The sequence below is a fragment of the Streptomyces sp. NPDC044106 genome (assembly GCF_056433985.1).
On record NZ_JBWKFZ010000012.1, the window covers coordinates 25,263 to 37,803 of the forward strand.

The 12,541-nt window shown below is 69.2% G+C and carries 14 protein-coding genes; 6 read left to right on the forward strand and 8 right to left on the reverse strand.

The window, feature by feature from the left end; genetic code table 11:
* Positions 1 to 82: 82 nt before the first annotated feature.
* Complete coding sequence (locus AC07DI_RS22455) at positions 83 to 724, reverse strand: hypothetical protein (protein WP_478905798.1); 642 nt, start codon at positions 722 to 724, stop codon at positions 83 to 85.
* An 11-nt stretch (positions 725 to 735) separates the two neighbouring features.
* Complete coding sequence (locus tag AC07DI_RS22460) at positions 736 to 1,377, reverse strand: ParB N-terminal domain-containing protein (protein ID WP_478905799.1); 642 nt, start codon at positions 1,375 to 1,377, stop codon at positions 736 to 738.
* A gap of 469 nt (positions 1,378 to 1,846) precedes the next feature.
* Between AC07DI_RS22460 and AC07DI_RS22465 the strand changes: the two genes are divergently transcribed.
* The 6 genes from AC07DI_RS22465 to AC07DI_RS22490 all read left to right on the forward strand — a co-directional run bounded on the left by AC07DI_RS22465 (position 1,847) and on the right by AC07DI_RS22490 (position 7,608).
* A complete protein-coding gene (locus AC07DI_RS22465) occupies positions 1,847 to 2,428 on the forward strand; it encodes a hypothetical protein (protein ID WP_478905800.1) in 582 nt (193 codons plus the stop codon).
* 82 nt (positions 2,429 to 2,510) lie between these two features.
* Positions 2,511 to 2,798 carry a hypothetical protein gene (locus tag AC07DI_RS22470; RefSeq protein WP_478905801.1) on the forward strand — a complete coding sequence of 96 codons (288 nt, stop codon included), beginning with the start codon at positions 2,511 to 2,513 and terminating at the stop codon, positions 2,796 to 2,798.
* Positions 2,795 to 3,787: a hypothetical protein gene (locus AC07DI_RS22475; protein ID WP_478905802.1), complete on the forward strand. Its 993-nt coding sequence runs from the start codon at positions 2,795 to 2,797 to the stop codon at positions 3,785 to 3,787. Before AC07DI_RS22470 ends, AC07DI_RS22475 begins: the two co-directional genes overlap by 4 nt.
* A gap of 19 nt (positions 3,788 to 3,806) precedes the next feature.
* A complete protein-coding gene (locus AC07DI_RS22480) occupies positions 3,807 to 4,604 on the forward strand; it encodes a P-loop NTPase family protein (RefSeq protein ID WP_478905803.1) in 798 nt (265 codons plus the stop codon).
* Between the two features lie 140 nt (positions 4,605 to 4,744).
* Positions 4,745 to 5,740: a hypothetical protein gene (locus AC07DI_RS22485; protein WP_478905804.1), complete on the forward strand. Its 996-nt coding sequence runs from the start codon at positions 4,745 to 4,747 to the stop codon at positions 5,738 to 5,740.
* Positions 5,741 to 5,997: 257 nt separating this feature from the next.
* Positions 5,998 to 7,608 (forward strand): hypothetical protein, encoded by a 1,611-nt coding sequence (locus AC07DI_RS22490; RefSeq protein ID WP_478905805.1) that lies wholly within the window; start codon positions 5,998 to 6,000, stop codon positions 7,606 to 7,608.
* 216 nt (positions 7,609 to 7,824) lie between these two features.
* Here the strand turns inward: AC07DI_RS22490 and AC07DI_RS22495 are convergent, their stop codons facing one another.
* The 6 genes from AC07DI_RS22495 to AC07DI_RS22520 all read right to left on the reverse strand — a co-directional run bounded on the left by AC07DI_RS22495 (position 7,825) and on the right by AC07DI_RS22520 (position 12,535).
* Positions 7,825 to 8,052: a hypothetical protein gene (locus AC07DI_RS22495; protein ID WP_478905806.1), complete on the reverse strand. Its 228-nt coding sequence runs from the start codon at positions 8,050 to 8,052 to the stop codon at positions 7,825 to 7,827.
* A 179-nt stretch (positions 8,053 to 8,231) separates the two neighbouring features.
* A complete protein-coding gene (locus AC07DI_RS22500) occupies positions 8,232 to 9,065 on the reverse strand; it encodes a hypothetical protein (protein WP_478905807.1) in 834 nt (277 codons plus the stop codon).
* Between the two features lie 334 nt (positions 9,066 to 9,399).
* The gene (locus AC07DI_RS22505; RefSeq protein WP_478905808.1) at positions 9,400 to 9,720 is read right to left on the reverse strand and encodes a hypothetical protein; all 321 of its coding nucleotides are present in this window, start codon (positions 9,718 to 9,720) and stop codon (positions 9,400 to 9,402) included.
* Positions 9,721 to 9,797: 77 nt separating this feature from the next.
* Positions 9,798 to 10,196, reverse strand: coding sequence for a hypothetical protein (locus AC07DI_RS22510; RefSeq protein ID WP_478905809.1), 399 nt, complete (start codon positions 10,194 to 10,196; stop codon positions 9,798 to 9,800).
* 111 nt (positions 10,197 to 10,307) lie between these two features.
* Positions 10,308 to 10,505, reverse strand: a complete 198-nt coding sequence (locus AC07DI_RS22515; RefSeq protein ID WP_478905810.1) for a hypothetical protein — start codon at positions 10,503 to 10,505, stop codon at positions 10,308 to 10,310.
* Positions 10,505 to 12,535 carry a hypothetical protein gene (locus tag AC07DI_RS22520; RefSeq protein ID WP_478905811.1) on the reverse strand — a complete coding sequence of 677 codons (2,031 nt, stop codon included), beginning with the start codon at positions 12,533 to 12,535 and terminating at the stop codon, positions 10,505 to 10,507. Before AC07DI_RS22520 ends, AC07DI_RS22515 begins: the two co-directional genes overlap by 1 nt.
* Positions 12,536 to 12,541 lie beyond the last annotated feature (6 nt).

The window sequence follows — 12,541 nt, forward strand, 5'->3', positions numbered from 1 at the left end:
CCGATTTGGGGGCGCTCGAAAGGGGGTGGGCAGGGGGTGACGTAGAGGTGGAGGTCTGCCCAGGGCGGTGATGCGGAAGCGCTCAGCCGTCGACGACCTCGGCGTCCACTACGCTGCCGTCCTCCAACTCCGGCGGCTCGGGGTACTGCACGGCAAACAGCGTTTGATTCAGGCGCTCGGCGAGTGCGCTGAGATCGACGCGTTCGTCCTGAGCGGGTTCGCCACTGTCCAGTCCGGTGATGTCGATGGCCAGTGCTGCGTCCTTGCCGTAGTGGGTGCGGTGCTGCCGCTCCAGGTACCAGGCGTCGGCCCGCCAATCCGGTGCCGTGCGGTCCTCGGTGATCTCCTCCACGATCTGGCCTGTTTCTGGGTCGCGGAACTTCCGCGTCGTGACCTTGGTGACGATCCCGCCGTCGGCGACCCTTCTGATGTTGGCCATGGCGCGGGCTCCGGCCATCGCTCGTGCGGTGCGAACCTTCTCGAACAACTCGACGTAGGGGTCCTCGTCCCGGTTCGGGGCCTGCCCGTCTTCGCGAGCGGCGAGTTCAGCGCGGCCGCGGGCCATCCACCGGTGGTAGGTGGCGCTTGAGATGCCGGCGGCCTCGGCGGCCAGCTCGACGGCGATGCCGGTGCGGGACGCAGCGATGATGCGGCCTTCGACTTCTTCGGACAGCAGACTGGGGCGCCCGGCGCCTGAGCGACGCGGCTTGCGGCGGGTGGACATGGAACAGCTCCTCAGCGGCCGGGCGTGAACGCGTGACCGCAGGCCGGGCAGGTGGCCAGGCGCCCGCGTCCGTCATCGTCCGGGCTGAGGCCGTCGCTGCCCAGACCTTCGCTCTCATCTGGAAGGTGCAGCACAGGCGCCTGGTCCTCGTTGATGGCGCCGGGCAGAGTTTCGGGGTCGACCTGGCGCAGCAGCTTGTCCAGCTCGTCTGCGGAGATGGCGAGCGAGTCGTAGAGCGCAGCCTCCTCGGTCACGATGTCTTCGAGGTACGCGGCGAGGGGACGGGGCTGCCAGCCACCGTCGGCGCCGATCTTGTTGAGCTTGATGTTGAGCGCCTTGGCTTCGGCGTCGGAGCGGGAGGCCCAGCCGCGTTGAATGGGGATGAGCCATCCGCCGTCGTTGTCCAGGAGGAGCCCGGCCGGGAGCTGTTCGCCGCGGGCCTGCATCTCGATCAACGCTTCGCGACGTCCGTGTCCTCCCAGGATCGTGTGGGTGCGTTCGTCGGCGATGGGTTGATCGACGAAGCCGTGGGTGCGGATGCTTTCGATGATCCGCTCGACCTCGTGGCGCTTGGGGTTGCCCGGTGCGGGGGTGAGGTCGGCGAGCGGCACGTAGGTGGTGTAGCGGGGCGGCGCGGGCACGGTCTCGGTCACGGCAGTCCTTCCGGGGGTGTGTGGTGCCAGCGGCGGGAGCGGTCTGCGAGCCCGCGGACTTCAACCGCGGCGCCCCGCCTCGCAAGCGGGACCTGCCTTCATGGCCGGGCCGCGCCCGCCGCTGGGCCGGGGCCGCCCTCGTTCCGGATTGAGCGGCCCCGGGGTCCGCCCGCCCCAGGTGACGTCTCCAAGGGCGGTGGAACCGGCGGGAAGGTAAGAGGGGCAGCCCGCTTGTGTCGCGGTGTCCCGTCAGGCGCGGTCTCTTAGCGAGGAGTTGGGCGGGCGGCGCAACACTCGCGCCGACGCGTGCTGTACTATTTGCGCTGGCTGGGAGAGCAACCCAGCCCCCTGGGCCTTGGTGTCACAGATTTCGCCGGTCGACGTACTTACTGGCGGCACCCTCTGCGCCTTGCCCAGGACAGACCCGAAAAGCCCTGGGCCGCCACGCCTTGGGTGAGAAAGGACCCCCATGTCGTACGAAGACGCCGACCAGACGCCGGTGCCCGCCCTGTCCCTGGGCGATGCCGCTCTCCTCTCGGTCTTCGCCAAGGTGTTCAAGGAGAGCGTCGTCCCCGCGATCGACGAGAAGATCGCCGCCGTGAAGGTGCCGCTCCTGGCGGCCTACGACGACCCCGACAGCAGCACCAAGTCCGTGGACGCCAAGGTCAACGGTGTCGCCGTCGCCACGCACACGGTGGCCTTCTCCAGGGACAAGTACGACGTCAGTGATGAAGACGCCTTCACCGAGTTCGCCGAGGAGCACGGTGAGGTGGAGGTCATCATCCGGGCCCGCCCCGCGTTCCGCACCGCGATGCTCAAGCGCGCCACGTACGACAAGGCCACGGGCGGCATCGTCGACAAGCTCACCGGCGAAGTGATCCCCGGCGTCGTCCGCATCCCCGGGGGCAAGCCGAACGGCACCATCACCACGACGTGGAAGGACGGCGGCAAGGAAGCGCTGATGGAGGCGTTCTACGCGGGAGACCTCGATGGCCTCCTGCGCGGCGTGCCGATGCTTCCTGCCGCGCCCGAGAGCGGCGCCCAGCAGTAACAGCCCGCGCCCGTCGAACGACGGCCCGGCCGCCCGCACCCCCCGCCTCGCGGCCGGGCCCCCTTCCCGAAGGACCACCGCCTTGTCCTCCCAGACCATTGCTCCGGCTCTTGCCGGAGGCATATCCGACCGCGCGTTCCGCCTGTACTGCTACCTCGTCCTGAGGAGCGACGGCGGATGGGTCACCGTCCAGGACGCCGCCGACGCGTGCAACCTGACCAACCACCAAGCCCGCGAACCGCTCTCCGAACTCCGCAAGGAGGGCATGGCCGAATCCCGGCGCGTGTACGAGATGGGCCCCCACGGCCGCAAGACGTGGCACACCTACTTCCGGCTGCCGCAGGAAACGATGATCGAGGCGGCAGCGTGACCCACCGCAGCGCGGTACGCCACAACCACCGCCCCTTCTACGTCACGGTCGAGTCCGCGACCGTCCGTGACACCCGCATCAGCTATCGCGCGCTTGGTCTGCTCACGTACTGCCTGGATCAGGCAGACAGTTGGCAGGTGCGCTCCGAGCAGCTTGCGCACGGCGAGGGGCGCGAGGGGCGCGACGCCGTCCGCAAGGCGCTGCACGAACTGGCCGCGCACGGCTACTACCGGCTGGAGCGGCGCCGCTTCCTCGACGGCACGACGGCCATGGGCGCCGCAGTCAGCCGGTTCCCCGTCGAGCAGTGGGCCCAGGACTACGTCACCTTCGGCAAGAAGCTGGACGTCCCGGTCATCGAGCAGCAGGACGGATCGTTCCGCGTTCGCTACCCCAACGGGGACCTCGGCCCTGACGGGTTCACGCCTGACCCTGCCCCCACCGTGCCGGGAGACGCCCCCATGACCGTGCCGGAGCGGGAGCCGCAGCCACAGCCGCAGGCGAAGCCCAAGAAGAAGACGCGTCGCACTCCTCCGGCCGCCGCTCGCGCCGCCGCGAAGAAGAACCAGCAGACACGGGCACGGGAGAAGCCAGACGAAGGGGCCGGCGCGGCGAAAGAGAAGACCCCCGCCCAGCAGGTCGCCACCTGGTACTACGACCACGCGAAGCAGCACCTTGGCCCCTACGCGGGCAAGCAGAAGTCCGGGTGGTACTTCGGGCTCGTCAAACTCAGCCAACAGGCCCTTGACGCCGAGTACACGCAGAAGCAGGTGGCCAAAGCCTTCCAGCGCACTGGAGTCCACTTCCCCACGGCGCACCAGTTCCAGCGGGCGCTGAGCGACGAGCGGAACAACAAGCCGATGCCCGCCCAGTACGGCGGACGCCCCGCCCCCTACAGCGACGCTGCGACCTGGGGAGCGGACAGCGCGGCAACTCCAAGAGCCACCCAAGACCACGACGATGGCGCCGTCTTCGGCATCGTCCCCGCCTGACGCGAAAGGAGAACAAGCGGTGAGCACCTTGGCGGCCGCACGCGTCGCTCCCCAGCGGGAGCCGAAGCGCCTGTTCGAGATAACGGACCACATGGTCGCCACCCTGCGTCGGGGCGGAGCAGACCTTTCGCAGCTCGGAGTTCCTGCCCCGCCTGAAGAAGACCCCATCGCGCTCTGGGAGGACGTCTCCGTGCCGCAGGCCCACGCCCGCACCCTTGCCTGGACGAACAGCATGAAGGCGGCGGACCACGACGACTACCTGAAGTGGCGGTTGTCCGACCTGGACGACTACCAGCGGCCGCAGGCGCTGAAGGGGTGGCTCGACTCGCTCGTCGAGGCCAAGAGGAAGAAGGCCAGACCGGACACGATGCACTTCATCGTGTCCGGGAACATCGGGTCCGGGAAGACAACGGCTGTGTCGGCGCTCGGCAACGAAGCCAGCAGCCGGGGCCTGCTCGTGCGCTTCGTCCAGCACGCCACGTATCTCACCTGGCGTCGCCCCGACGGGGGCCCGGACGACATGAGCCGCTACCAGGTCCGCAAGCGCCACGTCGAAGACCCGGACCTGCTCATCCTCGACGAGCTGTGTGGCGAGATGGACGGAGTACAGACGGAGTTCGTCCGCCGGGAGACCACCGACCTCGTCGGCTCCCGTCTGGCGTCGGGCAGACCGACGCTGTTCTCCACCAACCTGCGCCGCGACGGCATCAAGACTGTCCTCGGCGAGCGGCTGTTGTCGCGCATTGAGGACCGGGCGTACCTGGCGAAGGTCGTCGGGCCCGACCGGCGCACGCCACGCAAGCCCCTGGAATGGTGAATTCGACATCCGAGGCCAGGGGGTGACTGGACGTAAGCGATTAGAGCAGCGCATCAGGCGGTGGGCCCTATATCGTTTGGGCAACCCGAGGACCGACGAGCATAGGTCCCTCGGGCAGACCCAAACGAAAGGGACCTGTCTTGCCTGCCTTGACGACCGTGCGCGCCATCACCCAGGGGGAGCGCGAACTGCGAGACTGGCACCGCAGTCTCCGCATCGGAGCTGCTACCGCGGGCTTCGGAATGATGCTCGCCTCCCTCTACCAACTCCACTGGGCCGGGGCGCTCATCGGCTTCCCGTCCCTCGCTGCCGCCGCCATGGCAGGCTCGCTCGAACTCCTTCTGGCGTTCAACGCGGGAGCCGTCACCAGCATCCGTAAGCGCACAGACAAGGGCACAGAGGGCGGCTACTACTGGTCGCTGTGGTGCATCTTCGCGTTCTTGCTGTGCATCTCGATCGCCGCGAACGTCGGCCACGCCATGGTCGCTCTGTCGGAGTGGTTCAGCTCCGGGGAGGCCCCGGTCGTGATGGTGGAGAACCGCGTGTACGTGTACGCCGTCGGTAGCGCCGTGGCCGCTATGGTGCCGTTGGGAGGCAGCTTCGGGCTGCACATCTCCGGCTTCGTCCGTGCGCGCGGTGCTGGCTCGGACTGGGTCGACGAGGACGGTACGGGTGCACTGCTCGATGCGGGGATGACCGCCTCCGTGGCGCCTCCGCAAAGCGCGACAGCAGCAAGGCCAGTGGCGGAGGCGTCCGCCCAAGGGGGTGCGGACCTTGCCCCCGAACAGCAGACAGAGGCCCCCGCCGTCGTCGCGAAGGGCGAGGCGTCGGAGCGGCCCGAGCCGGAGCCGGCGGCCGCCCCGGAGGGCGAGTCGGTCAAGGTGCTGCGCGAGGAGGAGCTGTACGCCATCTACAAAGCGGCCCGGGATGCCGACGAGGCTCACCGGTTCGGCCCGCGAGGTGATCTGAACCCGACCCAGCTCGGACGCCGCCTTGGGCAGAGCCCACAGAACGGCCGGAAGAACGTCGGCCCGCGCTTCGACTCCCGCTACCGAGCGGAGAAGCAGGAGGAGCGCGGCGACGGAGTGAACCTGGAGGGCCTGGAGGCTGACAACGAGGCCGCTCAGACCCCCTGAGGTTCCATACCTGCACGACTTCGCGGCGGGCGCCCCTGGCCGGGGCGCCCGCCGCTGCTGTGTTCGGTGCCGACGTGGTCCTCCGTGAGCTGGGGTCCGCATCCGAGGGGCAGGACGTTGACCTGCTGCACCGCATTGAATCTCCGCCCAGACACGCTAAAATAGTACAGCGGACGTCAGGGCGCGAAGCTAAGGCCCTGCGCGCCGCAACATCCGGGAGAGCAACCCGGAAGACCCGAAGCGAAAGGCCCCATTCCGTGGCTGGCATCACCGCGCCCCAGCGCACCCGCAAGAGCCGGAAGCCCACCGGCAAACCGAACCCACCGATCATCCTGCTCACTGGCCTGGAGAAGACCGGCAAGAGCTACGAGGCCGCGCGCGGCTCCGGGTCGGACCTGGTCGGCATGACGTACTGGATCGAGATCGGCGGCACCGAAGGCACCGCCGACTACTACGGCCGCGTGCCGGGCGCCGCCTACGAGATCGTGCCGCACGACGGCTCGTACCAGGACATCCTCGACGCGATCCGCTGGGCAAACCACCAGCCCCGCGTCGGCGACAAGCCGAACATGCTGGTCATCGACTCCATGACCTCGCTGTGGGACATGCTCAGCGACGAGATCGCCATGTACGCGCGCAACCGCGCGATCCGTAAGGCGCAGCGCAACCGCTCCCGCGTACCCTCTCTCGACGACCCGGTCGTCATCGACTCCGACCTGTGGAACCGAGCCAAGGACCGCTGGGGAGAGGTGCTGTGGCTCCTGCGCCGCCACCAAGGCCCGTGCCTGCTGCTCGCCCGCACGGAAGTCGTCACGGCATTCGAGAACGACAAGCCGACCCGCAACACCACCCGGAAGGTCAAGGCGGAAAAGAACCTCACCGCGGCCGTGGACGCGATTGTGGACCTGCACGCCGTCGGTGAAGCCTGGCTCACCGGAGTGCGCAGCCTCCACATGAAGATCCAGCCCGGCGAGACTCAGCGATTTCCCGACTTCACCGTCGATGCACTGCTGCGCCGCCTGGGCCTGCAAGACGCGGCCGACTCCCGCTCCGCCTCCGAGCTTCGCCCTGATGCCGAGTTGCAGGAGCATGGTCAGCCCCCCGTCCAGCACCCGGCGCCCGCCCGGCCCGCCCCCTCCCTGACCGGCGAGCAAGCCGCCCAGCTCATACGTGACGCTCTGATGCACCCCACCGACCCCGAGAACGCTCTGCGCGAGCTGCGCGAGGAGCACGGCCGCCGCACGCTCGCGGCCGTGCCGACGGAGACCGCGTGGGGGGTGATGAGCGCCGACGACCTGATCACCAAGTCGCTCAACCACCTCAAGGCGAAGGCCGAAGAGGCACAGCCGGGCATGGCGGGCAGCGGGCAGCCCGACGAACGGCAAGGGACGGCGGACCAAGAGGCTGGCCAGGAGGACGAGCCGACGGATGCGGGCGAGCCTGAGCCGAGCGGAGACAGCTCGCCGCCGCCCCCTGACCCGGAGGCCGAGCCGCCTTGCTCCGAGCGCCCGGAGGAGGTCAGCGAAGCCGAGGAGCCGCAGGACATCCCCCGGCCCCGGCCCACCCAGGTGAAGAAGCACAACAAGGTGATGACGGTGCTGCTCACCGAGGCGGAGATCCAGGCCCGCATCCTGGGCGTGTCGATGCAGGAGCACTTGGAATCGATCTCCGGCCCCGACGAGGGCACGCCGCCGCCGATGACGAAGCTGCGGACGTACGTGATCGAGCACCGCCCCGCCGTCATCGGCCTCCTGGAGGAGCGCGGCGAACGGGACCTTGCCAACGCCTACCGACTCGCGGGCAAGCCGGAGCTGAAGATCGCCGACATGTTCGCGACGCTCTACTCCGACCTCGCCACCGTCGGCTGAAGGACCATGAGGTGGCGCGCTTCGGATGTCCCGGGCGCGCCACTTCGCACTCCGTACCGGAAGGACGCGCCCCCCACCTGCCGGTGGCGCGCCCGCGCGTCCCTGTACCCGCGCCGGCGCGCCACCGCCCATCCGGGCGCGCGCCACGCCACCACACCGGCGCTCCTTCCCGCGCAGGCAGCGCGCCATGGCGGCAGGAGCAGGCGCGCTCCCGCGCTACCGCCCCTCGCGCATGGCGGTGACGACGCGGCGTCCGAGGCGCCACCAAAAAGAAGCGCGCCCCGCGCCACCGTGCCCCTGCTGGTGGCGCGCCGAGCCGTCCGGGCGCGCCCCCGAGGACGTGCCGGGCCCCGGCAGGATGCCACCTCCGAGCAGACACCGCGCCCGCCCGTGGGCGCGCCAGCAGGTGGCGCGCCACGCGCTGACCTGCGGCTTCACCGGCACGCCGCGACAGGGCGCGCCTGCCGCGCTACCGGAACGCGCGCCGGGGCGCTGACACGACTGGACAGGCAGTGGCGGCGCGGACGGGGGCGCGCGCGAGGCGCGCCGCGATGGCGTGGGCGCGCGCGGGCAAGAAGAAGGGCGCGCCCCATACGGAGCGCGCCCAGAGTGCGGGTGCGTCGTCAGTTCGTCGAGCGCGCCTGTGCTCGGCGCTCGACGCGCCGCTGCTGGCGCACTTCCTCGCGCGCCTTCCGCGCATCGTCGCGCACCGCATTGAGCAACGTCGAGAACTCCTCCGGGTACTTCTCGGCGAGGAGCCGCATCGCCTGGAGACGGTGGTTCGGCGCGCTCGGCATCCGTCCCCACCGCGCCACCGTGTAGTTCAGGGTGTACTGGAGGAAGCGCATCTCAGCTTCCAGCCGCGAACGGAACCGAGAGACACGCGCCTCGTGCGCCGTACGGGACTCGCCCTCCAGCTCGGGCAGGAAGCCCTCCGGATTCCGCATCATCCGTGTGGACAGAGCGTGGGTGCGCGGCGCCACCTCCATCGAGCGGAACGCCAGGCCCTGCACGTAATCGCGGCCGGTTCGCGAACTGCCGGCGACTTCTTGCACAAACGCCGACCACTCCGCGGCGAACGCCTCGTCGTCGAGCTGCGCCAGATACTTAGCCTCGTCCGCAGCGAGATCTTCCACCGCCTCCACCACGGGTTGCCGTGCGTCGCGAAGCTGCTCGCGGAAGGCGCTGATACGGGTCTGGTAGTCACGCTTCGACTCGCCGTCGTGGCGCTCGACTACCGTCTTGAACTCGCGGGCGGCGCGGTCAGCGGCGACGATCGTCCGCGTGGCCAGCTGCGGCGACCGGAACGCGGCCGCCTGCACCTCCCGCGACGCCTGCTCGTCGGTGCCGCCCAGTACGTACGTGGTCCATGCCTCGAAGAATGCCTGGTGCGACATCTTCTTCAGGCGCTCGACCTCTGCCGTGGCCTTCTTGGCAGGTGGCTGCGCGTCGGCCATGCCCGCGGTTCCTCCTGGTCGTCTCGGCTCGCTGCTCTCAAGCCGCGGTGTGCCGCGCGAGGCGGCCGGTGCGTAGTTGGCGATGGCCGCCTCGCAACCGAACCCACTCCGTGTGCCGGGTCATCGCAGGAGCAACCACTCTCCGGCCCTGGGCGCTCTGCACGCGCGCAGTGGTCTTGGGCTGTTGGTCTGCTGGCCAGACCCAGGAGGAAAAGGCGGACCTGAAACTCCCAGCCACCAGCAGCAACCCTCAACGCAGTGGGTTCGGCGGCGAAGCGGCCACCTAAATGCGGATGATACCCGCCGGCATCCCGGCGGGTTACCGGCCGCAGCGCTACCCGGCCTGTTCCGGGGCCTTCGGGCTGGTGACCGACTCGATCACCGGAGCGACCTTGCTCGGCTTCCAGATCAGGTCGTACGTGGCCTGGGAAGCGGCGAGAACCGTGGCGAGCGTGGCGAAGGTGAGAGCCCCGTGCTGGAACTGATCCCAGCCCCCGGACGCGGCCACGGTGACGACGCCCGCGACCAGGGCGAGGACCACGGCCACCGTCTTCTTCACCTCCGTCGGCCAGGCCGGGCGCTGCACGATCGCGGTGAGCAGCGGCAGGAGGGCGCCAACCTGGGCGCCGGTGGTGATCGAATCGAGCGTCGACATAGGAGTTCTGGCCTTCCATGAGCTGATGTGAAGGCCAGAGCCTGCGGGGGCCGGAGGTCTAGTGTCGCGTCCTGGCGCTACGGCGGATCATGCCGCTCGATGTCTGCGGCGATCTCGGCGGGCGGCTCAGGCGCCGGGCGGTGCAGAACATCGCGGACCAGATCCCGCAGGTCGTGGATGTACTCGACGGCGGCGGCCTTCCAACGGCGCCACTGGCGCTGCTCCTCTTGAAGGTGCTCGACACGGCGCTCAAGGGTGTCGTACTTCGCTTCGAGCGTGGCCATCCGTTCCATGGTCTGGTTCGTCGATGCGCGCTGCTGTTCGAGGAGACTGCTGAAGCCGTCGGTGAGGTTCTTGACGGCCGCGGCCTCGGTGTTCTTCTTGTTCTGCCTGTACACCAGCCACGCGCCGCCCAACGCGCCGAGCATCCCGAAAAGGGGGGCGAGTACGGGCGCCAGCGAGACGAGCCCATCCACTGGCACTCCCTGGGTTCGATGAATCACGGGTGCGCGGGAGCCGGGGCCGGCAAAGCCCGCGGCTCCCCGCAGCGCGCACACTGCATCGGGGCACCCTCTACTGTCCTGGCCTCACGACGCGACCTGTACGAGGTCGGTGATGGGCTGCTCGCAGCCCATGCAGACACCGCGGTACAGCGGCGGCTCGGGAGCGGCGTAGTAGGTGCCGGTGAACGGGATGCCGCTGACGGGGCAGACGCCGGGATCGGTGTGGCAGGTCGCGATCATGCGCTGCGCGCGGGGAGTGGGTTCCTCGTCGGTGGATGCCATCAGTCTTCTCCGATGATCTGCCAGTGGACGGTGGTCTCGTCGTTGTCCGTGCGGGTGACCCAGATGGTCATGCCCTCGCGCGACAGGCCCGTGAACCCGACGCCCAACACTCTGTTGCCGGGATAGCCGGTGTTAGCGGTGAGCTGCGCTCGGAACTTGGAGCCTGCGATGTTGCCGCCGGACAGCGTGACGGGTGTGGGGACGTTGGGGGTGGGTTTGACCTTTACGACACCCATGGCGATGTTGTCGGCTCGAAAGACGCCGTTCGCTCGGATGGCGGGGCCGCTGATCGTGGCCTGCTCCGCGGTGAGCTGGATTCGGCTGCCCACGCTCACCGCGGTGCCGTCGAGGACGCGTTCGGCGACCCATTTGTCGTTGCCCTGCCACGTTCTCCACCGCACGGCAGCTCCGTCACGGTCGCTGAACTTGCCGCTGTGGGTGACGAGGGCGGCTTCCGAGCCCTGGCCCGCCACCTGGAGATAGGCGTAATTGGTGCCGTCATCGCTGGTGAAGTACAGGAAGGGCGACGCCGAGTTGGGTTCCAGCACGATGCGCTGTGACCCGTGGCCGTACGCGGTGAGCCGCGAGGCGTCCAGCACGATGCGGCCGCCGGTGGCCGCAGTTCGCAGCGTCGCGCCGGTGATGATCTTTCCGTCGATGGCCTTCGCGTCGAGCTTGTCCGCGGTCACCGCTCCGTCCGCGATCTGCACCTTGCCGAGGACCGGCTGCACGACCGCGTTGTCGAAGGCCACGGTGCCTGCGGTGGCGTCGTACGAGCCGATCCTGATCTCTGCCTGCACCGTGCCCGGCGGGGCTTGCACGTTGCCGGACAGCTCGTTCCAGGAGCCGCGGGTTGGGTTGCTGTTGGTGACGTGCCCGAAGGTCACGTTGCCGGCGGAGTCGATCCACCGTGCGTAGATCCGCAAGGAGGAGCCCGTCCAGTCGGTGGAGGGCATGGCGTCGACCGCCAGGTGCAACTGCTGCCCGGCCAGGATCGGGAACGTGGACAGGGACAGGGTGCGGATGACCGGGGCCGCGGAGGTCGCGTTGACGAGGGCGGCCTTTGCCGAGCCGTTGCCGCCGTCCGCGATGGACCAGTACGTCTGCCCGGTGACCAGTGCGGCGCCGCCAGGCCCCTCGAAGGAGGGGTCCGGCAGCATGTTGGGGCTGCTGGCGATCGTGAGCCGGTCGGCGGTGATCGATCCGACCTTGATGTGGGTGGCGTCGATGGCTCCGGCCCGGATGTGGCTCGCGTCGATGCTGTTGACGGCGATCTTGTCGGCCGTGACTGACAACGCCGCGATCTTGTCGCTGGTGATCGCGAGACTGGCGATCTTCTCCGCGGTGACCGAGAGGCTGAGCAGCTTCTCCGTGGTGACGGACTCCGCGGCCAAGTGGATGCCGTTGACGGCCCCGAGAGCGATCTTCGCCGCGGTGACGGCCTGTGCCGTCAGCTTGTTCGTGTTGATGATGCCGTCGAGAACGTCCTGCGCGACGACCCGTCCCGGGCCGACGGGCCCCGCGGCCGCGGACGGCTGACCACCTGTGCCGGACAGGGTGCGAGCCAGGAACCGTACGTGCACGGGTACTTCGGTGGGTATCAGGAAGACGCCTCCGCGCGGCGACTCGATCGTGCCGACCTGTGTGGTCTGCGTCGGCTCGAAGATGCTGGCGGTGGAGGCGTGCACCTCGATGCGGGAGAAGTCCAGCGGTGCGGAGAGCGCGTCGGTGAACAGCCCGTCCCAGGTGGCCGCCACGCCCCCGCGGGCCTCAGCAAGAGCCGGGGGGCTGGGGGTCGGTGGCGGGGGTCCGTTGACATGGATGACGCCTGTGGTGCCATCACCCTGCTCGCCGACGACGACCTGGAGGGAGCCGTCCTCGTCGTACACCTCGATGGACCCGCCGTCGACGGACGCGTTCGTCAAGGAGTTGGACCGCTCCAGGTCTTGGATACGGCGCTCAAGCTGTGCCAGGTAGGCCGCGAAGTTCTTCGCCTGCTCGCGCTCGTCGAGTCGAAACGACGTGGTCATGTGGTA

Coding starts and splice junctions, on each gene's coding strand:
- AC07DI_RS22455 (WP_478905798.1), bottom strand. CDS start 724: ATGTCCACCCGCCGCAAGCCGCGTCGCTCAGGCGCCGGGCGCCCCAGT.
- AC07DI_RS22465 (WP_478905800.1), top strand. CDS start 1,847: ATGTCGTACGAAGACGCCGACCAGACGCCGGTGCCCGCCCTGTCCCTG.
- AC07DI_RS22500 (WP_478905807.1), bottom strand. CDS start 9,065: ATGGCCGACGCGCAGCCACCTGCCAAGAAGGCCACGGCAGAGGTCGAG.
- AC07DI_RS22505 (WP_478905808.1), bottom strand. CDS start 9,720: ATGTCGACGCTCGATTCGATCACCACCGGCGCCCAGGTTGGCGCCCTC.
- AC07DI_RS22515 (WP_478905810.1), bottom strand. CDS start 10,505: ATGGCATCCACCGACGAGGAACCCACTCCCCGCGCGCAGCGCATGATC.
- AC07DI_RS22520 (WP_478905811.1), bottom strand. CDS start 12,535: ATGACCACGTCGTTTCGACTCGACGAGCGCGAGCAGGCGAAGAACTTC.